Origin of the sequence: Pseudomonas sp. P867 (assembly GCF_019891455.1) — a bacterium.
GTDB classification, from domain to species: domain Bacteria; phylum Pseudomonadota; class Gammaproteobacteria; order Pseudomonadales; family Pseudomonadaceae; genus Aquipseudomonas; species Aquipseudomonas synxantha_A.
The window spans coordinates 1-25,398 of sequence record NZ_JAFLXB010000022.1; the positions used below are offsets into that span (position 1 = coordinate 1).

Annotated in this window: 30 protein-coding genes and 1 pseudogene; 5 read left to right on the forward strand and 26 right to left on the reverse strand. The window is 60.2% G+C overall.

Features of this window, described 5'->3' with window-relative positions:
* The 3 genes and pseudogenes from J1G33_RS26710 to J1G33_RS26720 form a co-directional block, all read right to left on the reverse strand.
* A pseudogene (locus J1G33_RS26710) lies at positions 1 to 171 on the reverse strand (arabinose ABC transporter substrate-binding protein); the annotation flags it as partial.
* A gap of 32 nt (positions 172 to 203) precedes the next feature.
* The gene (locus tag J1G33_RS26715) at positions 204 to 1,025 is read right to left on the reverse strand and encodes an SDR family oxidoreductase (protein WP_223019102.1); all 822 of its coding nucleotides are present in this window, start codon (positions 1,023 to 1,025) and stop codon (positions 204 to 206) included.
* A 148-nt stretch (positions 1,026 to 1,173) separates the two neighbouring features.
* Entirely contained in the window at positions 1,174 to 1,653 is a 480-nt protein-coding gene (locus tag J1G33_RS26720) for a GNAT family N-acetyltransferase (protein WP_005790497.1), read from the reverse strand.
* A 189-nt stretch (positions 1,654 to 1,842) separates the two neighbouring features.
* On the opposite strand from J1G33_RS26720, the gene J1G33_RS26725 reads away from it, so the two are divergent.
* The 4 genes from J1G33_RS26725 (at position 1,843) to J1G33_RS26740 (ending at position 4,210) form a co-directional block, all read left to right on the forward strand.
* Positions 1,843 to 3,039, forward strand: coding sequence for an MFS transporter (locus J1G33_RS26725; protein WP_223019103.1), 1,197 nt, complete (start codon positions 1,843 to 1,845; stop codon positions 3,037 to 3,039).
* An 85-nt stretch (positions 3,040 to 3,124) separates the two neighbouring features.
* Positions 3,125 to 3,463, forward strand: a complete 339-nt coding sequence (locus tag J1G33_RS26730; RefSeq protein WP_005790501.1) for a hypothetical protein — start codon at positions 3,125 to 3,127, stop codon at positions 3,461 to 3,463.
* A gap of 51 nt (positions 3,464 to 3,514) precedes the next feature.
* Complete coding sequence (locus J1G33_RS26735) at positions 3,515 to 3,781, forward strand: hypothetical protein (protein ID WP_005790502.1); 267 nt, start codon at positions 3,515 to 3,517, stop codon at positions 3,779 to 3,781.
* Between the two features lie 48 nt (positions 3,782 to 3,829).
* Entirely contained in the window at positions 3,830 to 4,210 is a 381-nt protein-coding gene (locus J1G33_RS26740; RefSeq protein ID WP_032879873.1) for a hypothetical protein, read from the forward strand.
* A gap of 116 nt (positions 4,211 to 4,326) precedes the next feature.
* On the opposite strand, the gene J1G33_RS26745 is transcribed toward J1G33_RS26740, so the two are convergent.
* The 20 genes from J1G33_RS26745 to J1G33_RS26840 all read right to left on the reverse strand — a co-directional run bounded on the left by J1G33_RS26745 (position 4,327) and on the right by J1G33_RS26840 (position 21,971).
* Positions 4,327 to 5,244, reverse strand: coding sequence for a PfkB family carbohydrate kinase (locus J1G33_RS26745; RefSeq protein WP_032879871.1), 918 nt, complete (start codon positions 5,242 to 5,244; stop codon positions 4,327 to 4,329).
* Complete coding sequence (locus J1G33_RS26750; RefSeq protein ID WP_223019104.1) at positions 5,237 to 6,703, reverse strand: cytosine permease; 1,467 nt, start codon at positions 6,701 to 6,703, stop codon at positions 5,237 to 5,239. The genes J1G33_RS26745 and J1G33_RS26750 overlap by 8 nt, the downstream gene beginning before the upstream one ends.
* Positions 6,704 to 6,891: 188 nt before the next feature.
* A complete protein-coding gene (locus J1G33_RS26755; protein WP_005790510.1) occupies positions 6,892 to 7,893 on the reverse strand; it encodes an ADP-ribosylglycohydrolase family protein in 1,002 nt (333 codons plus the stop codon).
* The gene (locus J1G33_RS26760) at positions 7,890 to 8,603 is read right to left on the reverse strand and encodes a GntR family transcriptional regulator (RefSeq protein WP_005790512.1); all 714 of its coding nucleotides are present in this window, start codon (positions 8,601 to 8,603) and stop codon (positions 7,890 to 7,892) included. Before J1G33_RS26760 ends, J1G33_RS26755 begins: the two co-directional genes overlap by 4 nt.
* Before the next feature lie 70 nt (positions 8,604 to 8,673).
* A complete protein-coding gene (locus J1G33_RS26765) occupies positions 8,674 to 9,234 on the reverse strand; it encodes a DUF1285 domain-containing protein (RefSeq protein ID WP_103735501.1) in 561 nt (186 codons plus the stop codon).
* Between the two features lie 17 nt (positions 9,235 to 9,251).
* Positions 9,252 to 9,857 carry a DUF4823 domain-containing protein gene (locus J1G33_RS26770; RefSeq protein ID WP_005790515.1) on the reverse strand — a complete coding sequence of 202 codons (606 nt, stop codon included), beginning with the start codon at positions 9,855 to 9,857 and terminating at the stop codon, positions 9,252 to 9,254.
* Positions 9,858 to 9,956: 99 nt separating this feature from the next.
* A complete protein-coding gene (locus J1G33_RS26775) occupies positions 9,957 to 10,925 on the reverse strand; it encodes a radical SAM protein (protein WP_005790516.1) in 969 nt (322 codons plus the stop codon).
* Positions 10,926 to 11,064: 139 nt separating this feature from the next.
* Complete coding sequence (locus tag J1G33_RS26780; protein ID WP_032879867.1) at positions 11,065 to 11,730, reverse strand: TetR/AcrR family transcriptional regulator; 666 nt, start codon at positions 11,728 to 11,730, stop codon at positions 11,065 to 11,067.
* 444 nt (positions 11,731 to 12,174) lie between these two features.
* Positions 12,175 to 12,960 carry a TatD family hydrolase gene (locus J1G33_RS26785; protein WP_148854160.1) on the reverse strand — a complete coding sequence of 262 codons (786 nt, stop codon included), beginning with the start codon at positions 12,958 to 12,960 and terminating at the stop codon, positions 12,175 to 12,177.
* Between the two features lie 63 nt (positions 12,961 to 13,023).
* The gene (locus J1G33_RS26790; RefSeq protein ID WP_032879865.1) at positions 13,024 to 14,013 is read right to left on the reverse strand and encodes a DNA polymerase III subunit delta'; all 990 of its coding nucleotides are present in this window, start codon (positions 14,011 to 14,013) and stop codon (positions 13,024 to 13,026) included.
* The gene (tmk, locus tag J1G33_RS26795) at positions 14,006 to 14,638 is read right to left on the reverse strand and encodes a dTMP kinase (RefSeq protein WP_032879864.1); all 633 of its coding nucleotides are present in this window, start codon (positions 14,636 to 14,638) and stop codon (positions 14,006 to 14,008) included. Before tmk ends, J1G33_RS26790 begins: the two co-directional genes overlap by 8 nt.
* A 19-nt stretch (positions 14,639 to 14,657) precedes the next feature.
* Entirely contained in the window at positions 14,658 to 15,779 is a 1,122-nt protein-coding gene (gene mltG / locus J1G33_RS26800; RefSeq protein WP_032879863.1) for an endolytic transglycosylase MltG, read from the reverse strand.
* Between the two features lies 1 nt (position 15,780).
* Positions 15,781 to 16,596 carry an aminodeoxychorismate lyase gene (gene pabC / locus J1G33_RS26805; RefSeq protein ID WP_032879862.1) on the reverse strand — a complete coding sequence of 272 codons (816 nt, stop codon included), beginning with the start codon at positions 16,594 to 16,596 and terminating at the stop codon, positions 15,781 to 15,783.
* A complete protein-coding gene (gene fabF, locus J1G33_RS26810) occupies positions 16,596 to 17,840 on the reverse strand; it encodes a beta-ketoacyl-ACP synthase II (protein ID WP_223019105.1) in 1,245 nt (414 codons plus the stop codon). The genes pabC and fabF overlap by 1 nt, the downstream gene beginning before the upstream one ends.
* 128 nt (positions 17,841 to 17,968) lie before the next feature.
* Positions 17,969 to 18,205, reverse strand: coding sequence for an acyl carrier protein (gene acpP / locus J1G33_RS26815; RefSeq protein ID WP_003175607.1), 237 nt, complete (start codon positions 18,203 to 18,205; stop codon positions 17,969 to 17,971).
* A 191-nt stretch (positions 18,206 to 18,396) separates the two neighbouring features.
* Positions 18,397 to 19,140, reverse strand: coding sequence for a 3-oxoacyl-ACP reductase FabG (gene fabG, locus J1G33_RS26820; RefSeq protein WP_005790544.1), 744 nt, complete (start codon positions 19,138 to 19,140; stop codon positions 18,397 to 18,399).
* 24 nt (positions 19,141 to 19,164) lie between these two features.
* Complete coding sequence (gene fabD, locus J1G33_RS26825; protein ID WP_032879861.1) at positions 19,165 to 20,103, reverse strand: ACP S-malonyltransferase; 939 nt, start codon at positions 20,101 to 20,103, stop codon at positions 19,165 to 19,167.
* 126 nt (positions 20,104 to 20,229) lie between these two features.
* Positions 20,230 to 21,240, reverse strand: a complete 1,011-nt coding sequence (gene plsX / locus J1G33_RS26830; protein ID WP_032879860.1) for a phosphate acyltransferase PlsX — start codon at positions 21,238 to 21,240, stop codon at positions 20,230 to 20,232.
* A 4-nt stretch (positions 21,241 to 21,244) separates the two neighbouring features.
* Positions 21,245 to 21,427 (reverse strand): 50S ribosomal protein L32, encoded by a 183-nt coding sequence (gene rpmF, locus J1G33_RS26835; RefSeq protein WP_003179396.1) that lies wholly within the window; start codon positions 21,425 to 21,427, stop codon positions 21,245 to 21,247.
* 13 nt (positions 21,428 to 21,440) lie between these two features.
* Positions 21,441 to 21,971, reverse strand: a complete 531-nt coding sequence (locus J1G33_RS26840) for a YceD family protein (protein ID WP_005790551.1) — start codon at positions 21,969 to 21,971, stop codon at positions 21,441 to 21,443.
* A gap of 105 nt (positions 21,972 to 22,076) precedes the next feature.
* Between J1G33_RS26840 and J1G33_RS26845 the strand changes: the two genes are divergently transcribed.
* A complete protein-coding gene (locus J1G33_RS26845) occupies positions 22,077 to 22,655 on the forward strand; it encodes a nucleoside triphosphate pyrophosphatase (protein ID WP_032879859.1) in 579 nt (192 codons plus the stop codon).
* Between the two features lie 72 nt (positions 22,656 to 22,727).
* On the opposite strand, the gene J1G33_RS26850 is transcribed toward J1G33_RS26845, so the two are convergent.
* From J1G33_RS26850 to rluC, 3 genes are read right to left on the reverse strand one after another with little or no spacing between them, the layout of a single operon-like run.
* Entirely contained in the window at positions 22,728 to 23,711 is a 984-nt protein-coding gene (locus J1G33_RS26850; RefSeq protein ID WP_078822095.1) for a S49 family peptidase, read from the reverse strand.
* 21 nt (positions 23,712 to 23,732) lie between these two features.
* Positions 23,733 to 24,395: an HAD-IA family hydrolase gene (locus J1G33_RS26855; protein ID WP_223019106.1), complete on the reverse strand. Its 663-nt coding sequence runs from the start codon at positions 24,393 to 24,395 to the stop codon at positions 23,733 to 23,735.
* On the reverse strand, positions 24,382 to 25,341 hold the full coding sequence (gene rluC, locus J1G33_RS26860) for a 23S rRNA pseudouridine(955/2504/2580) synthase RluC (RefSeq protein ID WP_005790558.1): 960 nt from the start codon (positions 25,339 to 25,341) through the stop codon (positions 24,382 to 24,384). The genes J1G33_RS26855 and rluC overlap by 14 nt, the downstream gene beginning before the upstream one ends.
* Positions 25,342 to 25,398: the final 57 nt, after the last annotated feature.

Consider the following 25,398-nt stretch of genomic DNA (forward strand, 5'->3'; position numbering starts at 1 on the left):
GATCACGGTGAAGCCATGCTCCTTGCCGGCTTTTTCGGCGAAAGCCCATTCAGTCTGGAACCACGGCTCTTCGGCCTGCTTGACCAGGAAGCCGATCTTCACTTCTTCAGCCGATACAAAGCCGCTGAACACCATCGCCAGCGCCACAGCGCCAAGAGTCTTCTTGAACATGAACCACCTCTTTCTTGTTATTGGAAAACGATTTAGTCGTGGTACATCACCGAACGCCCGCCATCGATCATCAGGCACGTGGCGTTGATAAAGGGTGCCTCGTCGGTCGCCAGGAACAGCGCGGTCATCGCCACCTCAATGGGTTGGCCGATGCGCTTGGGCGGGTGCAGGTCAAACGCGCGCTGGCGTTCGGCGTGGGGGTCGGGGAAGCCGTTCCAGTAGTCGACGTTAAGCTGGGTTTCGATATAGCCCGGGGCGATAGCGTTTACGCGCATACCCTTGGGCGCGTATTCGATGCCCAGGGCGCGAGTGAGGCCGAGCAGGCCATGCTTGGCGACAGGATAAGGAAAGCAGCCGGGGATGATGTGGCTGGAATGGGTGGAGGCAATATTGATGATGTTGCCGATGCCCTGCTCGATCATGTGCGGCAGCACCGCACGGCAACCGTACCAGGCGCCATCAAGGTCGATGGCGAAACAGCGGCGCCAATCCTCGTCGGTCATTTCCAGCGGGTCGCGAAACACATTGACCCCGGCGCAGTTGACCAGTACGTCCACCCGGCCAAAGCGCTCGATGGCGAGATTGACCAGCGCCTGCCATTGCTCTTTGGAGGTGATATCTACAGGTTGTGCGCAAATCTCGGCGCCACGTTCGCGCCAACAAGCGGCTACTTTCTCGACTTTTTCAGCCTGGATGTCCGCAATAACCAGTCGCGCCTGCTGGGCCTGGAAGCAAGCCACGATCGCCTCGCCAATACCTTGCGCAGCGCCGGTGATGATCACCACCTTGTTCTTCAGCCGCTCGCCGTAAGTCGGCTCGGGCACGGCAGGTAGGGACAACGGTTGTGCCTGCATCGCTTCACCTGTTTTATTTTTGGTAGTGAGTGCTGATGCAGGCGACTATAAACCCAGACCTTGAAATATCTCAATATATAAATTTGCATCCCATATTATGAGCGAAAGCAAAAAAAACCGGCCATTGGTAGCCGGTTTGGAATGTCGGTCAGCCTTGGGCAAAATCCCTCAGCGCCTCGCCTTCCATGCGATAGCGCACCCACTCCTCCTGAGGCTGGGCACCGATGGATTTATAGAAGGCAATCGCTGGTTCATTCCAGTCCAGCACGCTCCACTCGAAACGCCCACAGCCGTTATCGCAGGCGATCTTCGCCAGGTGGCGCAACAGCTTCTTGCCCGCTCCGCCGCCGCGTTGCTCCGGGTTGATATACAAGTCTTCCAGGTACAGGCAGTTGCTGCCCAGCCAGGTGGAGTAGCTGAAAAAGAACACGGCAAAACCAATCGGCAAACCGTCGCGCAGGCAGATCAGGCCATGGGCGGTAGCGCCCTCGCTGAACAGGCTGCGCTCGATATCCACCACGCTGGCGATCACTTCGTGCCGGGCTTTCTCATATTCGGCAAGCTCGGTGATGAAACTCAGGATCTGCGCAGCATCGCTGGGTACGGCGGGGCGAATCTCGATGGTCATGGGCGCGCCTTGGGCAATTTCAAAGCCCACATACTAAGGCGGTTTGATGACCGATTGCAGCGCAATTTCATGCCGACCGAAGTGTTTTTACTCCGCCCCAGAGTAATGCCAGCACCAGTAATCACAGAACAATCCCCATGAGCGCCCATGGTAAACAAGCGGCATAATTCCAACATTCAGGTCCTGCTCATGCCCACCACGTCTGCAGTTGGCGCGAAGACATTCGCGCTGTTCTGCCTCGCCAGTTTCTTATTGTCGCTGTCCTATGGCTCGACCTTTTTGCTGTCACTGCTGATTCATTCACGCGGCGGCAACGAGCACGACGCCGGCAGTGTCATTGCCACGGCAATGCTCAGCACCTTTGTGGCGGTGGTCGTTTCCGGGCACCTGGCGGATGCGCTGGGCGCAGCGCGAGCGATTGCGGGCACGGGTGTAATGCTGGTGGTGGCCTGCCTCGGGTTTGCCCTGTCCCCCGGGTTTGGCCAGGGCCTGATGCTGTTCGGGTTGTCCCTGGGCTTGGGCTGGGGCGTGTTCTATACCCTGGGGCCGATCATCGTGACCCTACTGGTGCAACCCCAGCAGCGCGCCAAGTATTTTGCCCTGCTGTCCGGCAGCATGTTGAGCGGGATCGGTTCCGGCCCGTTGCTGGGGCGCGCCGCCACCGCGCTGGGCTTGCCCCTGACGACAGCGTTCTACATTGCCGGGTTGGCCAGCCTTGCCGGGGTTGTGATGTTCTGGCGCATGGGCGCGCAGTTCAAACAGCATGCAAACGTGCCGGCTTCGAAGATCACTTGGACAGCAAGCCGCCGCGTGCTGACGTCCAAGGCAGCGTTCGCGATTTTGATGGTCGGCCTGGGTGGCTGCGTGTTTGGTGGGTTGTCGTCATTCCAGACCAGCTATGCGCTGGCCCATCAGCTGGATTATTCACTGTTCTTCGCAGGTTTCCTGACTGCTGCGATTACCAGCCGGCTGTTGATCGCCGGCTTTGTGGTCAAGCGTGATGCCTATCAGGCTGCGTGCGTATTGTCCGGCGTCATGTTTGGCGCGGTTGCGCTATTCGCGTTCGGGGTGCGCGGTAACTTCAGCTATCTGGTGGCTGCCGCCACGCTGGGGGTCGGGTATGGTCTGACGTACTCGGTGATCAATGGGCTGGTGGCCAATGAAGCACCCTGCGGCACCATGTCCCAGGCGTTATTGCTGTTCAGCCTGGCGTACTTTATCGGCGTCTTCGGGTTTCCATGGCTCGCGGGCAAAATGATTGTCGAATTCGGCCTGTCGACGATGCTGTTGAGCGTACTGGTCATCGCGGCACTGAACTGGTCGATCACCGTGGCGCGCCTGATCGTGCGGCGAGTATCGATACATAAAGTGATACAGGTGAGCTGATACCGTTCGTCGCCATCAAGGCACGAACAGCAAAGGGTGGCTGACCAATAAAGGGTAAGGACATTAATCATATGGAGACACCCTCATGAAAAATTCCAAATTTGCTGCCCTCGCCCTCACCGGCCTGCTGTCCGCTGCGTCCTTGAGCGCCTTTGCGGCGACTTCGTCGACCGGCCCCACCGACCCGACGCCCGACGCGACGACTGAATCGCAGAAATCCATGGGCACTGGCCTGGATACCAACGGCGGCGCGATCATCGACAACACCAACGGCGCCGACCCTCACACCCAGGGCCATGATACCCAGCGCCAGGCCCCGGCTGCGGTCGGTAACGGCAAAATGGGCCCCTCGGTCAATGAGCCGAAGATCAATAAAGGCGACGACTCGAATCTGCCAGGTGCACCGAAACAGCCAGCGCCTTGATACATCCCTGGCAACACCGACACCCGATCATTTCCCAGTGAAGAGGTACGCATGAACGTCGATAGAAACCTTGAAAAAGAAGTCCTCACCCGCCTGCTGCACGCTCATCCCCAGGGCTTGGGCAAGGAGGTACTGGACAACTACCGCGGTGAGAAAGAAGTCGCCAGTGTCTTGGCGTTTCTGCAAGACCGCGGGCTGATCAAGGATGGGCATGTGACCACCGACGACGCCGGTGAATACTCGTTGAACCTGCCGATCAAGCTCACCGCCTCGGGTGTGGATGAGGCCCGCAAGCTCGACGGTGCAGGCCCTCGGTAAGTCATTTCTGGTCTGGCCCTGCGACCGGGGCCAGAAGGAGTTTTAGCGATGCCTCGTGGAAGCAAAGCCAAATACACCGCCGAACAGAAACGCAAGGCCGCTCATATCGAAGACAGTTATGAGCACAAGGGATTGTCCAAGGAAGAAGCCGAAGCCCGGGCCTGGGCCACCGTCAACAAGCAGTCCGGCGGCGGTGAAAAGGCCGGCGGCTCGGGCCAGCATAAAGCGCCGGCGAAGAAATCCCAGGACCGGCAGGAGTCGGCCAAGCGTGCGGCAGCTAGCCGTGAGGGGCACCCGCGCAGCAGTGGGGCTTCGTTGGGTACGCAAACCAAGGAGGGCCTGATGAAGGAGGCGCGAGCCAAGAACATTCCGGGCCGCTCGACCATGCGTAAACATGAATTGATCCAGGCGTTGAAAAAAGCAGGCTAAACATAGATTCAAAATGTGGGAGGGGGCTTGCCCCCGATTGCGGTGGGCCAGCTATAGATAAGCTGGCTGATACACCGCTATCGGGAGCAAGCCCCCTCCCACATTTTGACGTGTGTTTATTCCCTGAGTAGTGCATCGACCTCGGCAGTGGCAGGTGATGTGGCCGGCCCCCAACGCGTCACCGCCAACGCCGCCGCAGCATTCGCTCGACGCGCCGCCTCCACAGGTTTCAAGCCCTGCGCCAAGCCGGCAATAAACACCCCTGCGTGCGCATCCCCCGCACCGTTGCTGTCGACCGCTTGCACCTTGAAACCGGGTACATGTTCAATTTCAGCTGTGCGCCCTACCCAGCAACCATTGGGCCCATCACGTACGACCAGCAAGGTTTGCGCAGGCAGATGTCGACTCAACTCAGGCAACGCCGCGGCGATCTCAGGGGCACCGGTAAACGCCAGAGCTTCCGGGCCATTGCTGGTCCAGATATCGATACGTGGCAACAACGCACGCATCAAGACTGAATCCGGCGCCTTGACCAGCGGTCCAGGATCGAACACCACTACGATCTCTCGCGGCAGCGCCAGCAGCCAGTCGATCAACGGCTGCGCCTTGCCCTCAAGGAGCAGGCTGTAGCCACTGACGTACACGTAGTCATCGGCGAGCGGGACGATCCTGGCCAAATCTTCGGCACTCAATTCGCCTTCGGCGCCGATATGGGAAATGAACGTACGCTCAGTGGTGGCCTCGGTCAGGGACACACACAAACCAGTGTCCTTCTCGTTGCTCGCAGTCAATGCCATTTCAATCTTTTCAGCCTGCATCGCGGCGCGAGCCAAGTCACCAAACCGGCCATTGCCGTGGCGCCCAAGGTAGACCACCGACATCCCATTGCGCCGCGCCGCCGCCATGACGTTGAAGCCACCGCCCGCTTCGAAACTGGCAGATTTGGCCAGTACGTCACCGCCAGTTGCCGGCAGGGTGTCGAGGGCCATGACCAGGTCGACAATGACCTGGCCGGTATGCAGCAATCTAGGCATGGGTACCCTCTACCAAAGCCGGGCGACGATCAGCCGCGCCGCCCAGTACCGCATAAAGGCCGCCTGCGACCAGGAAGGTGACGACCCAGCCCAGGCCGTTGTGGCCCAACCAGGAGTCGGACAGCGGCCCGGCGAACCAGATATTTTGCGCGGTGGTGCCGATGGTGGTGAAGCAGAACCCCAGCACGATAGCCACGGCCCAGGCGCCGAAGGCACGCCACTCCACACCGCCGCGATACCAGTAAGCGCTGCTCGGACTGACATCCAGCAAGTCCTTGGGGCTGTAGTAATGCCGGTGTATCAGGTCGACCACGAAGATCCCGACCCACGCCGTAATCGGCACCGCCAGCAACGAAATGAAGGTGATGAACGGGCCATAGAAGCTGTCGGCGATCAGCATGAAATAGATGGAACCGGCGAAGATCGCCACGATATCGACAATCACCGCGTGCACGCGCTTGACCTTCAGACCCAGGGTCAGGGTGGTAAGGCCGGCCGAATATACCGACAGATTGTTCGACAGCAACAGCCCGCCGAATGCGGTGATCAGGTAAGGCACCGCCATCCAGGTGGGCAGCATGTCGCGGATCGCGATGATGGGGTCGGTGGCCGACGCCAGGTCGTCGTTACCCACCGACAGCAGGCCACCAAGGGTAATCAGCAACACCAGCGGGATGCCCGCGCCAAAGGCGGCGCTGGCCACCAGGCGCACAGCCTTGACGCTGCGGTGCTGGTAGCGCGACATATCGGCACCGGCGTTGGCCCACCCAATGCCGGTGCCGGCGGCCATGGTGCCGACGCCGATGATCATCGCGCTCAACGGCGCAGGTGTGGCATTGAACACCGCGCTCCACTCGATAGTGGCACACAGAAAGCCGCCCACCAGGATATTCAAACCGCCAAATACATAGGTGGCCCACTTCTGGATCACCAGCAGCGTGGCGTGGCCGAGGCCGGACACCGCCAGGGTCAGCAGTACAAAGATGGCGATGAAGATCAACGTGAGTACGGGGGCGCTTTTCGCCTCTACCGCCGAACCGAACAGGATCGAACACAAGGACAGCAACACAAAGGCGGCCGTGGTGGTGTTGACGGTTTCCCAACCCAGGCGCGACATCAGCGAGACCACCGTCGGGCCGATATTGCCGCGTACGCCAAAGATAGCGCGGGATAACGTCAGGCTGGGCGCGCGACCACGGCGGCCGGCGATGGAGATGATGCCCACTACCGCGAAGGAGCCCGCTGCGCCAAGGATTGCGACGATGATCGCCTGCCAGATGGCCAGGCCCCGAAACGCGACCAACGTCGCACCGAGCGGCAAGCCGAGGATGCTGATATTGGCGGCAAACCATACCCAGAACAGTTGCAGCGGATGGCCGTTGCACTCGCCTTCCGGGACCGGCTCGATGCCGCGTGTTTCCAACTGCCCGGCGCTTTGGCCACTAGAGGTGCTGCTCATGAAGGGGTGCTCCTGGTGCCTGTATTGTTGTGGTTGTGGCAGCGAGTCGAATCTTTATCCAGTCTTCCTGACTCAACGCTTTTTAATGTGGGAGCTGGCTTGCCTGCGATTGGGGTGTGTCAACCAGCCCAGCAGCCACTGGAAAACCGCTGTCGCAGGCAAGCCAGCTCCCACATTTAGTTCCGTGTTTATCGCAAGGCCAATAACGCTTGGACCAGCGGCTGCAAGTCCAGGCCATTGACCTGCTTGACCTGCTCGATCAGCGCCTCTGGCCAGCACTGCATCCCCAGGCACGCGCCGAGCATGGCCCCCAGGATCGCGGCGATCGTGTCGGTGTCGCCCCCCAGGCTGGCGGCCAGGCACAGTGCTTCGAAGGCATTCATATCGCCGGACGCGACTTGCTGCGCCAGGGCGAACGACACCACCACCGACTCCTGCGAGGCAACAGACGTCCCGATCAATTCGTAGAGCAAATCGGCAAACAGGGCCTTGTCATCGCTGCCGACACTCAGGGTGCGGGCCCAGCTGATGCGGGTGGAAATGCGTCCACCGGCCACCCAGTGGCCATGGCTTTCAGCCTGCTGGGCAATCTGAATGCCGATGTTCAAAGCTTCGCCGAGGTCCACGCCATTGATACCGGCGGAGACCACCGCCGCCACGGCCGCGGCACTGGAGATACCCAGGCTGGTGTTATGGGTGACCTGGCAAGCCTGGATCACCGCCTGGATAAACGAGGCTGTCTCGCTGACATCGGCGGCGATGCCCACCGGGGTGATGCGCATGGCCGCACCATTGGTGGTGCCGTAGCGTCCGGACTCTTGCGGCGTATGGCCAGCAAGGATCATATCGATCGCCCGTTTGGTCGACGGCCCGAGCAGGTCCTGGGAACCCTTGGCGCGCATTCCCGCTTCCCAGTCGATCAGGCGCTGGGCAAGCACGGCAGGTTCGATCCGGCCTTGGCCTTGCACCAGCAACTCAGCGACCAGGATGGCCTGCTCGGTGTCATCGGTAATGGAACCGGCGGGCATGTTCGGTGCAATGGGCTGGTCGGCGTCGGCGTCTTCCAGGGCGGTGATGGTTCCGAAGCGCGCTTTCACCTGTTCGCGGCTCAAGGATTGTGTGGGCATACCCAGGGCGTCGCCCAGGGCCAAGCCGTAGAAGGCACCGAGTGCGCGGTCTTCCCGGGTCATTTGGCGGCTCCAAACTGCAGATGCAGGCGAAAGTGCAGCGGGTCGAGCAAACTTTCGACATGCTCCATGAAGCGTTCGCGACGGTCGTAGGTGGTGCGCGAAGCTTTGAGAAATACCGTGCCGGTAGCGCGCCCGAGCAATTGAGCATCTTCATCGCTCAGGGGCTCGGCGCCGATCCACTGGTCGCCTTCGGCGCCCACATAACCGTAGGCCGCCAGGGTGATGGTCAGGGAATCATCGATCAGGCCAATGCGGGGCAGGCTTTCCAGGCCGCCCACTGCTGGCATCAACGAACGCTCCAGAGACACCGCAACGCCATCGGCCGTGTTCCGGCGGCGATCCAGGGCAATAAATTGATCGGTGCCGAAACGGCTGAACAGGTCCGGGCGCGTCACCGCTTCGAAACGCAGCACGTCGGTGCTCACCTGAGCCCCCGTGTCTGCCAGGGCCTGGGCCCAACCGCTGCGTTGGTCGAGGACCATGCCATCAAAGGTGACGATGGAGCCGACGCCACTCTGGGTGGCGATATAGTTACGGCGCTTTAGCTCGGCCAGCGCTTCGCGCAGCGTGCCACGGCTGACCGCAAACTCCTCGGCCAACTGGTGCTCACCTGGCAATAGCAAACCGTCGGCCATGACCCCACCTTCGATACGGCGGATGAGCTCGTCGACGACGCGTTTTTTCTTATCAAATCGAACATGTCTAATCATGTACAAATTGATAACCGAAAGCAGGCATTTACAGCAAGGAGATTATTTCAGGGTGAAGGCAAAATCAGCCTCAGGGTTCCAGGCCGATGGGGAAAAACTCCCCTGCACTCCATACGCCAAGCCAGTTCTGACCGTTTATCGGACGAGTCACCGCCAGCTCCACCAATTGGTAGAACACGTTGCGATGCACGAGGGCTTCAAGGTTGGTACGAACTCGCACGTAGGGTGCAGGTTCCTGGGTGACAGGGTCCGTCACCACCCGCAAGGGGTGTTCGAGGCCGGCCTCGACCTGCTCGTCGACGTTGGTGGTAAAGCGCAATACCTGGCTTTCGCCCAGCCCTTGCACGTCCAGGGTTACCGCCACAAATGGCGCATCATCGACGCTGATGCCGACTTTCTCTACCGGCGTCACCAGGAAATAATCATCGCCGTCTCGGCGCAGGATATTGGAAAACAGTTTGACCATCGGCTTTCGCCCGATAGGCGTGCCCTGGTAAAACCAGGTGCCGTCGCGGGCAATGCGCATGTCGATGTTGCCGCAAAAATCCGGATTCCACAGATGCACCGGTGCCGGCCCCTTGCCCTTGGGCAGTTGGGCCAATAGGTCATTGGCCTTGGCGGAATCGGTCATGGGGCTTCTCCTCAGGTCTACTGATTGCTCATGCCCAGCAAGCCTCGGGCGTATTGCGCCAGGGGGCGGGCAATTAGATCTTGTGGCGATGTGTCGTGGAACGTCAGTAAACCGCCACGACTGCGAATACGTGCAGTATCAATCAAATACTGGGTGCTGGTCTCGATCAACATGACCTGGATCACACCGCTGTCCAGCCCCAGGCGGTCCAGAGCTTGCTGGTCGGTCCACTCATCGGCATTGCCGATACGGTCATCGGCTGCCGCAAAACGGCAATACAGCAGGTAGTGAGCCCCCGCCTCGCGGGCTTCGGCCATGGCCTGCTCGAGACCTTCGGGTTGGCGGGCACGACGGACCATGGGGAAATATTCGACGAAACCGTTGAACGCTTCCTCGGCGACCACGTTGGGTCGCGGGTACGCGCTGCCCGGCGGCACGAAGGCGCCCTGGGCGATAAATACAAAGGAATCCGGCTGTATGCGCACCGAGGCCGTACGCCGGGTGTCGCTATGGTCCAGCAGCCCGGCATCGCTCATCTGATAGCGAGTGCCTTCGGCCATATCGCTGACGGTCATACAACCACTCAGGGCCAACGCCGCCAGCAGTAAAACCAGACTACGCATCCTAATCCTCCAGAAGCCGGTGACGGAAAACCGGCGAATGGGCGTGAGATGCAGGTTCTGCGCCAGCTTGAAGGACAACACATTGAGGCATGCGCGACCTTAGCCGCCAATGATCTTCATGATCGTCGCGCCGCCCGAAAACGCCACTTCCTGCTTGTCGCCCAGCGCCTTCATCAACAAGCCCTGCAAGGCCGGCAATGCCTGGTGGCGCGGTTGATCAAGCAAGTCACCGACGTAGTGGCGATTGCTTGAGGACAAGCAACCATGCAGCCAGCCCGTGGAGGACAACCGCAACCGCGAACACGTACGACAGAACGGTACACTTTCGTTGGCGATCACGCCGAAGAAGCCTTTGCCCGGTACTTCGTAGCGTACGGCGGTAGCGTCAACGGGCGCGTTGGCTTGCAGGTATTCGTGGCGCTCACCGATCAGGCTGAGCAATTGCTGCAAGCTGACAAATTGCTGGAGGAACGCGTTGGAGTCTTTCGCCAGGTGCCCCATGCGCATCAATTCGATAAAGCGCAGCTCGTAGCCACGCTCCAGGCAGTAATCGAGCAGAGGCATCACCTGATCCAGGTTCTGGCCACGCAATGGCACCATGTTGACCTTGATCTTGATGCCGGCCGCGCTGGCCTGGTCCATACCATCGAGCACGGTGGCCAGGTCGCCGCCACGAGCGATGCTGCGAAAGGCATCGGCATCCAGGGTATCGAGGGAGACATTGATACGCCGAATGCCGGCATCCACCAGCAACGGCAGTTTGCGCGCCAGCAATTGGCCGTTGGTCGTGAGGCTGATGTCGCTGAGGCCCATCTGCCCTACCGCGTCCATGAACGCTTCCAGCTTGGGGCTCACCAGCGGTTCGCCGCCAGTGATGCGCAGGCGTTCGATGCCCGCCGCTTCAATCAGGTAAGCCACGCCCCGGGCCATGGCCGCGGCCGAGAGTTCGTCCTGGGCAGCCACCAGCCGCTTGCCGTCAGGCACGCAGTAGGTACACGCGTAATTGCAGGCTGAGGTCAGGCTGATCCGCAAATTGCGAAAACGCCTGCCTTGACGATCAACGATCATGGATCACTCCGGCAGAAGATAATTCGGGCGCACTAAAAACTGACTCATAAATCAGCTTTTAGCAAGGTCCTTGCCTGAGTATATTCCTGGGTTAATACCCCTGGCAGTAAATCATTGCCCCATCACTGCAGCGAATAACTTACGTAGCCGGGGTCTCATCACCTTTTTCAGGGCCAGGCAGTTCAGTGCTGTGCTTGCGCTTGTTGCCCATGCGCACGCCGATGTCCATCAGGAACTGGAAGAAACCTTCCTGGTCCTCCAGCACATTGCTCCAGAACGGCGAGTGATACAGCGCCACGGCGCCATGCACCAGGGCCCAGGCGGCGCAGTAGTGGAAATACGGCGGCACGTCTTCAAGCTTGCCTTCACTGATGCGCCCCTTGATCAGCAGGGTCAGGCGTTCGAAGTTCGAGGCGCGGATCTTGTGCAGCTCCTCGACCATTTCCGGCACCTGGTGCCCCTTGACCACCTTCTCTTCCAGGCGGTCGAACAGGCGGTAGCGCTGCGGGTCACGCATACGGAATTCGAAGTAAGCGCGAGACAGCGCTTCCTTGTCCTTGTCGACATCGGCCGAGTGCAGCAGCTCGTTCAAGTCGCGCTCGTAGTCGAGCATCAGGCGCAAGTAGATCTCGGCCTTGGATTTGAAGTGCTTGTAGATGGTGCCCTTGCCGATACCCACGGCATCCGCAATCATCTCTACCGTGACGCTGTCTTCGCCCTGTTCGAGGAATAACTTGAGTGCGGTGTCGAGAATTTCCTGCTCACGGCGGCGAAACTCACGGACCTTACGGGGTTCTTTGTGCATGAGGAAGAAGTCTGCAAAGGTCGGAATAGGGAGGGTTGCGCAGGGCCACAGATACGTGGCGATACGATTTACCCGATGCGAGGGATTATCCCGACTGAACGGTCGTTGGGCAATGTCTATGTGAACCCGCAATGCACTTAACTTTCAATACGCCAACGTTTTTATCGATATCAGTCAGAAATAGACGCGCCGCCTGAAGCTGCCCACCTGCTCAATGAGAACTCAAGCTAAGCGGGCGTATTCCAAATCTGTTTAAAAAACGATCAGATCTGACTGGACTGAATCGGATACTGATCAATACTTCAACTGTCGCCGCGACATCTCCCCCAAGTGACGCGACGACCTGGGTACCGACGGACTGCGTGCCCTTGTTTTACTCCTAATGGTCTTAGCCCGGATTCACCCCCCAGAACCCGGGTTTTTTTTGCCTGCGATTCAGCCGTACTATCCGGCTACATGAGCCAACGGAAACAGGCGTTTGAAGTTTTCGGTGGTCTGCTCGGCGAAGCGCTCGTACGACTCGCCGCGCAGCATCGCCAGGTAATCGGCCACGTCACGCACATATTCAGGCAGGTTTGGCTTGCCGCGATGGGGGATAGGTGCCAGGTACGGCGAGTCGGTTTCCACCAGCAGGCGGTCGGTTGGCACTTGGCGAGCCACGTCGCGCAGCGCGTCGGCGTTGCGAAAGGTGACGATACCCGACAGGGAAATATAGAACCCCAGGTCCAGAGCAGCCTTGGCCATGTCCCAATCTTCGGTAAAACAATGCAACACACCGGCCTGCGGCAGCGCAGCTTCGCGCAGCAAGGTCAGGGTATCGGCGCGGGCACCCCGGGTGTGGACGATCACCGGCTTGCCGGTCTGCCGGGCGGCTTGCAAGTGCAGGCGGAAAGAGGCCTGCTGCAACTCGGCGGCTTCAGGCTCGTAGTGGTAGTCCAGGCCGGTTTCGCCAATGGCCACCACCCGTGGATGGTTGAGTTCGCCCAATAGCCAATCCAGAGCCGGGGCTTCGCCGGGTTTGAGGTCCAGCGGGTGGATGCCCACCGAGCAATCCACATCGGCGTAGCGATCAGCCAGGGCTTTGACGTCGCCGGCGTTTTCAGCGCTGACGCCGATGCACAGAAAGTGCCCTACCCCACGCTGGCGTGCAGCTTCAAGGGCGGCGTCGAGGGAGCCGCCGTGCTGGGCAAGGTCAAGGCGATCAAGATGGCAATGGGAATCTACGAGCATAGGGAGTCAGGGCTTAATTCACGAAAAGGGTCTGGCCAACCATACACCTGTCGGCCCCGGAAATTAACGGCGCCCGAGCAGGCCAACCCACTGCACCAGCAGCGCCTCAAGCAACAGCACGCGGTTGAGGTTGGCCTTGCCGAGTACCTTCTGGCGCTGAGCAAGAATCCAGTCCTGGATGTTCAGCACTTTGTCCTGGGCACTTTTCTGCGCGAGGTATTGCACCACCTTGCGCATATCCGCCAGGCCAAGGCCGTTTTCATCCTGGGTCAGTTGGTAGCGCAGGATCAGGCTGGACCAGTCGCAGAACCAGTCGAACAACAGCAGCAGGGGAATATCCTTCCAGGCGCTTTCGGCCAGTTGCGTGGCGGACAGCTCCTGCTTGAGCAGCTTCTTCACACCCTCCACAACCAGTGCTCGTTGCTCACGCACGCCCTGGGCTTGCAGCTTCACGGCTGCCAGGGGTGAACCGGCCGCCAGGGTCAACAACTCGACCCGTTCCTGCTCGGTGCACTCCGGCAACGCCTGCGCCAGCCATTGCAGGCTCATGGCCTCGCTCGGCAACGGGCACGCCTGCTGTACGCAGCGGCTGCGAATCGTCGGCAACAAACGGCTGGACTGATGGCTCACCAGCAAGAGCACGGTGTCGCCGGACGGTTCTTCAAGGCTTTTGAGCAAGGCGTTGGCGGCGTTGATGTTCATCGCCTCGACTGGCTCGATCAGCACCACTTTGCGCCCGCCCATCTGCGCGGTCTGCACTACGAAGCTGACGAGGTCGCGTACCTGGTCGACCTTGATCGCCTTGTCGGCTTCCTCGGGCTCCAGCACATAGTTGTCCGGGTGACTGCCAGCCTTGAGCAGCAGGCAGGATTTGCACTCGCCACACGCCTGCAGATTGACCGGGCGCTGGCACAACAGGCTAGCCATCAAGCGCTCGGCGAGGTGACGTTTACCGATGCCCACGGGGCCATGCAGCAAATAGGCATGGGCGTGCTGGGCACGACCGGCCAGTTGCTGCCACAAGCTGTCCTGCCACGGGTAGGACTCAGCCACGAGTGCGCTCCAGCAGAGTCGGCAACAGCGCATCGATGGCCTGTTGCACCTGGTTCAACGGCTGCGCCGCATCGAGCAGGTGATAACGCGCCGGCTCAGCCTTGGCGCGCTGCAGGAAAGCGCTGCGCACCGCGTCGAAAAATACCGGGCCTTCCAGTTCGAAACGATCCAGGCGACCGCGAGCGCTGGCGCGGGCCATGCCCACTTCCACGGGCAGATCGAACAGCAGGGTCAAATCCGGACGCACATCGCCCTGTACGAAGGTTTCAAGGGTGGCGATACGCTCTACTGACAAGCCTCGGCCACCGCCCTGGTAGGCGTAGGTGGAATCCGTGAACCGATCACAAATCACCACGGCGCCGCGTGCCAGCGCGGGGCGAATCACTTCGGCCAGGTGTTGGGCTCGGGCGGCAAATACCAGCAGCAGCTCGGTGTCCGGGTTCATTGGCTCATCACCCGGGGCCAACAGCACTTCGCGTATACGCTCGGCCAGCGGCGTACCGCCCGGCTCGCGGGTCAGCACCACTTCGACGCCCTGCGCACGCAGGCGCTCGGCCAGGTAGTCGCGGTTCGTGCTTTTACCGGCACCTTCCGGGCCTTCCAGGGTAATAAACAAGCCAGTCACAGGCAGTCCTTAGTCAGAGTCATTGCGGGCTTTGCGGCGCGGTACTGTCCGGCGCGGGCTCAATCGGTGCCTCGGCAGGTGCGGTTGCATCTTCCAGCGGTTTCACCACCGGCGCCGGGCTGGAGCGGTAATCGCCACGCCGCTTGAGCTGGAACTCGCGCACGGCGGCATTATGGGCATCCAGGTTATCCGAGAAAATATGGCTACCGTCGCCACGGGCGACAAAATACAGGCTGCTGCCCGGCACCGGGTTCAGCGCTGCATGGATCGCCTCGCGACCGACCATCGCAATAGGCGTGGGCGGCAGGCCGGCGATCATATAGGTGTTGTAGGGGTTGGCTTCCTTGAGGTGGGCGCGGGTCAACTTGCCGTTGTAGCGCTCACCCAGGCCGTAAATCACGGTGGGATCAGTCTGCAGCATCATGCCGATCTTCATGCGGCGCACGAACACACCGGCAATCTGCCCACGCTCTTGCGGCACGCCGGTCTCCTTTTCCACCAGGGACGCCATGATCAGTGCCTGATAAGGGTCGGTGTACGGCGCATCGTCGGCACGCTTGCTCCACTCCTGGGCGAGCACATCGTCCAGGCGGTTGTAGGCTTTTTTCAGGAATTCGACATCGGTCATGCCGCGTACAAAACGGTAGGTGTCAGGGAAGAAACGCCCTTCCGGAAACTCACCCGCATGGCCGAGCTTGTCCATCACTTCGCTGTCAGTCAGGCCAGGAAGGGTCTGAACGATTTTTTCATGCTTGGCCAGGGCGGTGCGCACCTGGCGGAAATTCCAGCCCTCCACCAGGGTCAGGCTGTATTGCACCACCTCGCCGCGCTGCCACAGGCCGATCAAGCCTTCGGCAGTGAGGCCGGGTGTCATGCGGTATTCGCCGCTGTGCAGTGGCTGGCCTTCAAGGTTGAAGCGCCAGTACAGGCGTAACCAGAATGCATCGTCGAGTACACCGTCGGCTTCCAGACGATTGAAAGTACCCGTCGGGGTAGCGCCAGCCGGCACGTCGAGCAACTGCTCCTGGGGCAGCTTCAGGGGCTGCTTGAGGGCAGAGTCGAGTTTCCAGGCCGAAAAGCCCACGAGCAACGCTGCCGAGACCAGGCTGATCTGCAGCAGTAACACCAGTTTTCGTATCAACTCAAATATCCAATAGCGCGCGAACAATACCCTGCAGTTTACGGGTGAGCGGCCCAACCGGCCAGCTCATCGCAGCGCATCCACGCACCGGCCAAATGCCATATACGCTGTTGCAGACAAAGACTTCATCGGCCTGCTGCAACTGCTCAATATTGATGTCGGCCACGACCACCGGGACGCCCAGCGCATGTGCCTGGGCCAGCAGTTCGGCGCGCATCACCCCGGCCACGCCGCAACGGGTCAGATCAGCGGTTAGTAACAAGCCGTTGCGCACCAGGAACAGGTTGCTGAACACGCCTTCGATCACCCGCCCGGACATATCCAGCATCAGGCCTTCGGCATGTTCGGTATCTTGCCATTCGGCACGGGCGATCACTTGCTCCAGGCGGTTGAGGTGCTTGAGACCGGCCAGCAGCGGCTGCTCAGCCAAGCGCGTGGTACAGGGGAACAGGCGGATGCCTTCGATTGCATGGGCGGGCGGGTAAATAGCGGGCGCACTGCCCTGCAAGATACGACGCACCGGGGCGCCAGGGTTGATGCCATAACCGCGCAGGCTGTCGCCACGGGTGAGGATCAACTTGAGGACACCGTCACCCAGCGCAGCGGCGAAGCCAAGCACTTCGTTGCGAATCAACCCGTGATCGGCCACCAGTGCCAAGCGCCTGCAACCCTCTTCCAGGCGTTGCAGGTGACGGTCGAGCAGCAACGGCTGCCCGGCCTTGACGGCGATGGTCTCGAATATCCCATCGCCATACGCCAGGCCACGATCTTTCAGGGGCACGCTGCCCGCCGGCTGACCGTCGACCCAGCTGTGCATCACTCGGCAAACCGGCGGAACACCAGGGAGCCGTTGGTGCCACCAAACCCGAACGAGTTGGAGATCACCACGTCGATCGGCATCGGTTGCGCTTCGTGGGGCACGAAGTTCAGGTCGCAGCCTTCGTCCGGCTCATCAAGGTTGATGGTCGGCGGAGCGACCTGATCCTTGATCGCCATTACACTGAAGATCGCCTCGACCGCGCCCGCCGCACCCAACAGGTGGCCGGTCATGGACTTGGTGGAGCTGACGGCCAGCTTGTAGGCATGTTCACCGAACACCGACTTGATGGCTTCGGCTTCCGCCAGGTCGCCGGTCGGCGTCGAAGTACCATGGGCGTTGATGTACTGCACCTGGTCAGGGTTGACCTTCGCATCGCGCAGTGCATTGGTGATGCAGCGCGCAGCACCGGCACCGTCGGACGGTGGCGACGTCATGTGATAGGCATCGCCGCTCATGCCAAAGCCGATCAACTCGGCGTAGATGGTGGCGCCACGCGCCTTGGCGTGCTCCAACTCTTCCAGCACCAGGGCACCGGCGCCGTCAGACAGCACGAAGCCATCACGGCCCTTGTCCCACGGACGGCTGGCTCGGGTGGGCTCGTCATTGCGGGTCGACAACGCACGGGATGCACCGAAGCCACCCATGCCCAGGCCGCAGGCGGCCATTTCAGCGCCACCGGCGATCATCACATCCGCTTCGTCATAAGCGATGTTGCGCGCCGCCATGCCGATGCAGTGGGTGCCCGTGGTGCACGCCGTTGCGATGGCGTAGTTAGGCCCTTGTGCACCCAGGTGGATGGACAGGAAGCCGGAAATCATATTGATGATCGAGCCGGGCACGAAGAACGGTGAAATTCGACGCGGGCCGGAATCGTGCAGCGTGCGGCTGGTTTCTTCGATATTGGTCAAACCGCCAATCCCCGAACCCATGGCCACGCCGATGCGGTCACGGTTGGCGTCGGTGACTTCCAGGCCAGCGTTACGCACTGCCTGAAAACCGGCTGCCAAGCCGTATTGAATGAACAGGTCGAGCTTGCGGGATTCTTTGATCGAGAGATATTCCTCGACATTGAAGCCCTTTACCGAGCCGCCAAAACGGGTGGAATAGGCAGAAAGGTCCGTGTGTTGGATCAGACCAATACCACTGCGGCCAGCCAGAATGCCCTGCCAACTGCTCGGCACATCCGTACCCAGTGGCGACAACATACCCATACCGGTGACTACGACGCGTCTACGCGACACAGCACTCTCCTTTTTCTAATGACGACACTTCGATTCGCAGCTTACTTTTCATCACCGCCTAAAGAAAAAACCGCACGCCGTTACAGCAGTGCGGTTTTTCCCTGACAGCAAGCGACGACTACAAACTATTACGCCTGGTGGCTGGTAACGTAGTCGATGGCAGCTTGAACAGTAGTGATTTTTTCAGCTTCTTCGTCCGGGATTTCGGTCTCGAATTCCTCTTCCAGAGCCATCACCAGCTCAACGGTGTCAAGGGAATCGGCACCCAAGTCTTCTACGAAGGAAGCAGTGTTGACCACTTCTTCTTCCTTAACGCCCAGTTGCTCGGCAACGATTTTCTTGACGCGCTCTTCGATGGTGCTCATACCTTGTTTAACTCCTAATGGACAAATTCAGGCAGCTGGCCAGTGGGTAAGTGTATAGAAAGCCATTTCAGCTTTTCAACTGAAAGCTTCACCCTGTACCCGGTCGGCCACCTGCCTATAAATTAAGTTGCAGCTTTATAACGGATTTTAGACAGCTCGTATGACATTTTTTTGAAGCGATCCGTCACAATTTAACTCATGTACATCCCGCCGTTCACCGGGATTGTAGCCCCAGTCACGTATGCCGCACCGTCGGATGCCAGGAAAGTGACCACATTCGCGATCTCTTGAGCCTGGCCCAGACGGCCCAGCGGAATCTGCGTCAGCAACGCTTCACGCTGTGCTTCCGGCAGTTCGCGGGTCATATCGGTGTCGATGAACCCTGGGGCCACCGAGTTGACCGTAATCGACCGCGAACCGACTTCACGTGCCAGTGCACGGCTGAAACCTTCCAGACCGGCCTTGGCGGAAGCGTAGTTTACTTGGCCTGCGTTGCCCATGGCACCCACTACGGAGCCAATATTGATAATTCGGCCCCAACGCGCCTTGGTCATGCCGCGCAAAACACCCTTGGACAGGCGGAACAGACTGTTCAGGTTGGTATCGACCACGTCGTACCACTCGTCGTCTTTCATGCGCATCATCAGGTTGTCACGGGTGATACCGGCGTTGTTCACCAGAATCGCCGGCGCACCGAACTGTGCAGTGATCTCGGCCAATACGGCAGCCACGGACTCATCGCTGGTCACATTCAGCTCAAGGCCGGTACCCTGCACGCCGTTTTCCTTCAGGGTCGCGGCGATACGCTCGGCGCCCGAGGCGGAAGTGGCGGTGCCGATCACAACGGCGCCCTGACGGCCCAGCTCCAGGGCGATGGCCTGGCCAATGCCACGGCTAGCGCCGGTAACCAGTGCAACTTTACCTTGCAGACTCATGCAGGCTTCTCCTAAGTACGGGATTCAGGCCAGTGCCGCGCGAGCGGCAGCGAAGGCTTCAGGGGTATTGAGGTTGGCGGTCGACACACCGTCGGCGCAGCGCTTGTTCAGGCCGGCCAGGACTTTGCCCGGGCCGCACTCGACCAACTCGTTGGCGCCGTTGGCAGCCAGGGTCTGGACCGATTCAACCCAGCGCACCGGCTTGTACAGTTGCTCCAGCAGGTCGCGCTTGAGGGTGTCGAGGTCGGCAGCCACGGCCGCGCTGACGTTCTGCACCAGCGGGATCTGCGGCGCCTGCCAGTTGATGGCCGCGATAGACTCGGCAAAGCGCTCGGCAGCCGGGCGCATCAGTTCGCAGTGGGACGGCACGCTCACCGGCAACGGCAGTGCACGCTTGGCACCCCGGGCCTTGCAGCCTTCGATGGCGCGCTCAACAGCCGCCTTGGCGCCGGCGATCACCACCTGCCCCGGGGAGTTGAAGTTCACCGCGCTGACCACCTCACCTTGCGCCGCTTCGGCGCAGGCCTCGATTACCACCGCATCATCCAGGCCCAGGATCGCGGCCATGCCGCCCTGCCCGGCCGGAACGGCTTCTTGCATCAACTGGCCACGACGCTCGACCAGCTTGACCGCTTCACCAAGGGTCAGACTGCCCGCCGCCACCAGGGCGCTGTATTCGCCCAGGCTGTGCCCGGCAACAAATGCCGGACGCGCCCCACCTTCTGCCAGCCACAAGCGCCACAGGGCGATCGAAGCGGTCAGAATGGCCGGCTGGGTTTTATCGGTTTGATTGAGCTGCTCTTCCGGCCCCTGCTGGGTCAGCGCCCACAGGTCGTAACCCAGGGCATCGGAAGCTTCCTTGAAGGTATCCAGGACCAGCGGGTATTGCGCGCCCAGCTCGGCCAACATGCCGAGGGACTGCGAACCCTGCCCTGGAAAGACGAATGCGAGGGATGTAGACATGTAACAAGCCCCTAATGATCTGGTCGTCAAAAATGCGCACTCCAACGGTGGGAGCGCGCGAAACTGACAGATTGGATGGTCAATTGAACTGGCCGGTCACATTTAAGCACTCCCGGACCAATTCGCCTAAGGCAACAGATCCTCAAGACGGCCGTGCAGGCGTTGCGGCAGGTTTTCCTGTATCTCGATCAACGCCCGCGCAATCGCACTTTGAAACCCCTGCACGCCGGCCGAGCCGTGGCTTTTGACCACAATGCCCTGCAAGCCGAGAAAGCTCGCTCCGTTGTGCCGTGCCGGTGCCAGGTCGGCCTGCAAGCGGCGCATCAACGGCAGCGCCAGGGCACCGACCATGCGCGATACCAGGCTCTGCTTGAACAAGGCTTCGATACGCGTGGCAATCATGGTTGCCAAGCCCTCGCTCGACTTGAGCAGGATGTTGCCGACAAACCCGTCACACACCACCACGTCGGCTTCACCACGGTACAAGCCGTCACCTTCGACAAAACCTATGTAGTTCAAGCCCGGCGCGCCTTGCAACAACGTGGCGGCCAGCTTGACCTGCTGGTTGCCCTTGATGTCCTCGGTGCCGATATTCAGCAGGGCGACCCTTGGCCGGGCTACGCCCAGCGCTTCAGCGGCCACCGAGCCCATCACGGCGAACTGCAACAGGTGCTCGGCACTGCAATCGACATTGGCGCCCAGGTCCAGCAACTGGCAATAGCCCTTCTGCGTCGGGATCGCCGCCACCATCGCCGGGCGGTCGATACCCGGCAAGGTCTTGAGCACATGCCGCGACAAGGCCATCAACGCCCCTGTATTACCGGCACTGACACAGGCTTGCACCTTGCCATCACGCAGCAGCTCAAGAGCCACACGCATTGAAGAGTCGGGCTTGCCGCGCAAGGCTGCGGCCGGCTTTTCATCCATGCTGATGGTTTCGCTGGCGGGCGTAATGGTCAGGCGCGCACGATCCACCGCCGGATGGCTGGCAATCAGTTCTTCAAGAAGGGTAGGTTGACCGACGAGGGTCAGGTGCAGCGAGGGCGTAGCAGACAGGCTGGCAATGCAGGCCTGAACAATGCTGCGGGGACCGAAGTCCCCGCCCATTGCGTCAATCGCGATGACTTGGGCAGACAAGTGATTACTCGTCAGCGCCCTTGTCGATCACTTTACGGCCACGGTATACGCCTTCTGGCGATACGTGGTGACGCAGGTGAACTTCACCAGTGGTCTTTTCCACGGACAGGGTGCTAGCCTCGAGAGCGTCGTGCGAACGGCGCATGTCACGGGCAGAGCGGGATTTTTTGTTCTGCTGAACAGCCATAATTGATTAACTCCTAAACGTTTGGGTCACGCTTTAACTGCGCCAATACACTGAACGGGTTGGACCGCGTTACCTCGTCCTCGCTCGGCTCGGCCTCGTCATCGAGACCCTCCGGCTGCTGGCATTCTTCCGGATGATGAGCAGGCACAATGGGCAAGGCGAGCAAAAGCTCCTCCTCGATCAGTGCATGCAGATCCAATGGATCTTCGCCCAGTTCCAGCACGTCATAACCTTTCGGCAACGACTGGGTATTCGCACCCTCTTTCACCACAGCATAACTGCATTCGCTGTGGATCGGCAGGGTGACCAGCTCAAGACAACGCTGGCAAACCATTTTGACTTCGGTGTCGATAAAGCTGTGGATTACCACAGACTTACGTTCATCTCGTTCAAAAACGAATTTAGCCTGCACCGTACCGACAGTGTCGGAAAGCGGGTCGCAGAGTCTCTCCAAATCGGCCAGCAGCACTTCACCTTGAAGGGTGGTGCCACGATCAGCCAATTTGCGCGGGTCAACGTGAGGTGGAATCGGGTCATTCAACATAGGCGCAGCATTATAGGGATGCACCCAGCCATGTCAAAGGAAATTCAGCCCTGTGCGTCAGCCGGTCGCGTCGCTAGAATCGATGACTGCCTTGAGGAGACGTATATGCTGCCTTTATTACTCGCGTCCAGCTCGGTTTATCGCCGGGAATTACTGAGCCGCCTGCACCTGCCTTTCACCTGCAGCTCGCCGGATATCGACGAAAGCCACCGCCCGGACGAATCCGCCATCGAACTGGTAAAGCGCCTGGCCGAAGAAAAAGCCCGCGCCCTCGCCGCCAGCCATCCTGGCCATTTAATCATTGGCTCTGACCAGGTCGCTGCACTGGAAGGCCGGATCATCGGCAAGCCTCACACCTTTGAAAACGCCCGCGAACAGTTGTTGGCGGCCAGTGGCAAGCGTGTGAGCTTTCTTACCGGGCTGGCACTACTCAACAGCAACACAGGGCATTGCCAGGTCGACTGCGTGCCTTTCACGGTAACCATGCGCGAGCTGGATGCAGAGCGTATTGAGCGCTACCTGCGGATCGAGCAGCCCTATGACTGCGCGGGCAGCTTCAAGGCCGAGGGGCTGGGCGTGAGCCTGTTCCAAAGCACCGAAGGGCCGGATGCGACCAGCCTTGTCGGGCTGCCGCTGATTCGGCTGGTGGATATGCTGCTCGCTGAGGGCGTGCAAATCCCTTAAATACACCACCGGCCAAATGTGGGAGGGAGAAAGCCCCCCTCCCACCTTTTGATCTACAGCAGGCTCGGGGTATCAGCGTAGCGTCGGGCCTTGGAAGCCCATGTACAGCGCAAGCTTCTCAGCCACGCTGGCGCCGAGCTTTTTGGAGAAGCGATCAAACGGCGATTCCTCGACCGTAAAATCCACCAACTCCTTCTCGCCAACCACATCCCGCGCCACCGAGCTGGCACTACCCAATCCGTCAATCAAGCCCAGCGGCAATGCCTGCTCGCCCGACCACACCAACCCGGAGAACAACTCCGGATGATCCTTATCCTTCAACCGGTCACCACGGCCCTGCTTGACGCTGGCAATGAACTGGCGATGAGTGGTATCGAGCACGCTCTGCCAAAACGCGGTTTCATCCGCCTTTTGCGGCTGGAAAGGATCCAGGAACGCCTTGTGCTCACCCGAGGTGTAGGTGCGACGCTCCACCCCCAGCTTCTCCATGGTGCCGACAAAACCGTAACCGGCCGCCGTCACACCAATGGAGCCCACCAGGCTGGCCTTATCGGCATAGATCTGGTCAGCGGCACTGGCGATGTAATAAGCCCCCGAGGCGCCCAGGTCGGAAATTACCGCGTAGAGCTTGGTATCCGGATGGAGTGCGCGCAGCCGGCGAATCTCGTCATACACATAGCCCGACTGCACAGGGCTGCCGCCAGGACTGTTGATACGCAGGATCACGCCCTTGACCTTGGGGTCTTCGAAGGCGGCGCGCAGGCTGGTGACGATATTGTCGGCACTCGCGGGCTCTTTGTCGGCAATCACACCGCGCACCTCAATCAGGGCGGTGTAGTGACTACCGCGGGTAGCGCTTTTTTCCATATCCATCAGCGGACTGAACAGCGCCAGCATCCCAAGCAGGTAAACAAAGGTCAGCAACTTGAAAAAAATCCCCCAGCGCCGCGAACGACGCTGTTCCTGGACACTGGCCAGGAGGGTCTTCTCCAGCAGCTTCCAGCTTTTATCATCACTGCTTTCGGCCTTTTCGGGCGCTTTCCACTCGTCACTCATGCCATCAACCCCAGCAAAGACTTATCGGGCCCGGCTGAGCCAGGCCTGCAATTCAGAAAAATGATCAATCGTGAGCCTCGGCTCGTATTGCTGCAACGCCTCGGCAGCCTGGGCGCCATAGCTGACCGCCACGCTGTCCATGCCAGCATTGCGCGCCATCATCAGGTCGAAAGACGCATCACCCACCATCAATGCCTGGCGCGGCGATACACCGCAATGATCCAGGATCTGCTCCAGCATCAGAGGATGGGGCTTGCTGGCGGTTTCATCAGCCGCACGGGTAATGTCGAAATAGTCTTCCCAGCCATGCGCCTTGAGCACCCGATCCAGCCCGCGACGGGCTTTTCCGGTGGCGACCGCCAGCTGATAGCCCTCGGCACGCAAGGCCTCCAGCGACTGCACCACACCGTCGAACAGCGGCGAAGGCTCGGCCTCCAGCGCAATGTAGTGATCGGCATAGTGCTCGCGGAACGCTATCAGCTCGTCGTCGGCAATTTGCGGGTAAAGCGTGCGGATTGCTTCAGGCAAGCCCAGGCCAATGATGCCCTTGACCGCGATGTCGCTGCACAACTCAAAACCCGAGCGAGTCGAAGCCATATGCATCGACTCGACAATCCGACCAATGGAATCGCACAGCGTCCCATCCCAATCGAAGATCAGCAGTTTGTAGTCAGGGTGCGACACTCAAACGCTCCACGGTCTTGGCCCACATCTCGTCGACCGGCGCCTGCAATTTCAGCTCGCCACCATCGGGCAGCGGCACAGTGAGCATGTAGGCGTGCAGGAACAGACGTTTACCGCCCAGATCGCGGATCTCCTTGGAGAAACCTTCATCACCGTACTTGGTGTCACCGGCAATGCAGTGCCCTGCGTGCAGGGTGTGCACGCGTATCTGGTGAGTACGACCAGTGACCGGTTTGGCTTCGACCATGGTGGCGAAGTCGCCGAAGCGGCGCAGTACCTTGAACAGGGTCAGGGCTTCTTTGCCCTCCTCGTCCACCTCGACCATACGCTCACCGGAACGCAGGTTGCTCTTTTGCAGCGGTGCACGAACGCTCTTGATCGAGCTGGCCCAATTGCCACGCACCAGCGCCATGTAGCGCTTGTCCACACCGTCGCCACGCAGGGCGGTGTGCAGGTGGCGCAACATGCTGCGCTTCTTGGCGATCATCAACAGGCCGGAGGTGTCACGGTCCAGGCGATGGACCAGCTCCAGCTCCTTGGCATCCGGGCGCAACTGGCGAAAGGCTTCGATCACGCCGAAGTTCAGGCCACTGCCGCCGTGAACTGCGATGCCGCACGGCTTGTTGATCACGATCAGTTTGTTGTCTTCGAAGACAATCGAGGCTTCCAGGCGCTGCAACAGCCCCTGGGCCAGGGGCACAGGCTCGTCGCGCTCAGGCACGCGCACGGGCGGCACACGGACGATATCGCCCGCCTGCAACTTGTACTCAGGCTTGATCCGCCCCTTGTTCACGCGCACTTCGCCTTTACGCAAAATGCGGTAAATCAAGGTCTTGGGCACGCCTTTGAGCCGGGCCAGGAGAAAATTGTCGATGCGTTGGCCGGCATATTCCGGCGAGACCTCAAGCAGCTGGACGCTGGGGGTCGGGGGGGTGGTAGTCGTCATGGCCGCGATGATAACAATTTTTTATGGAATTGAAGCACTTAATCATTGCTGCTATAG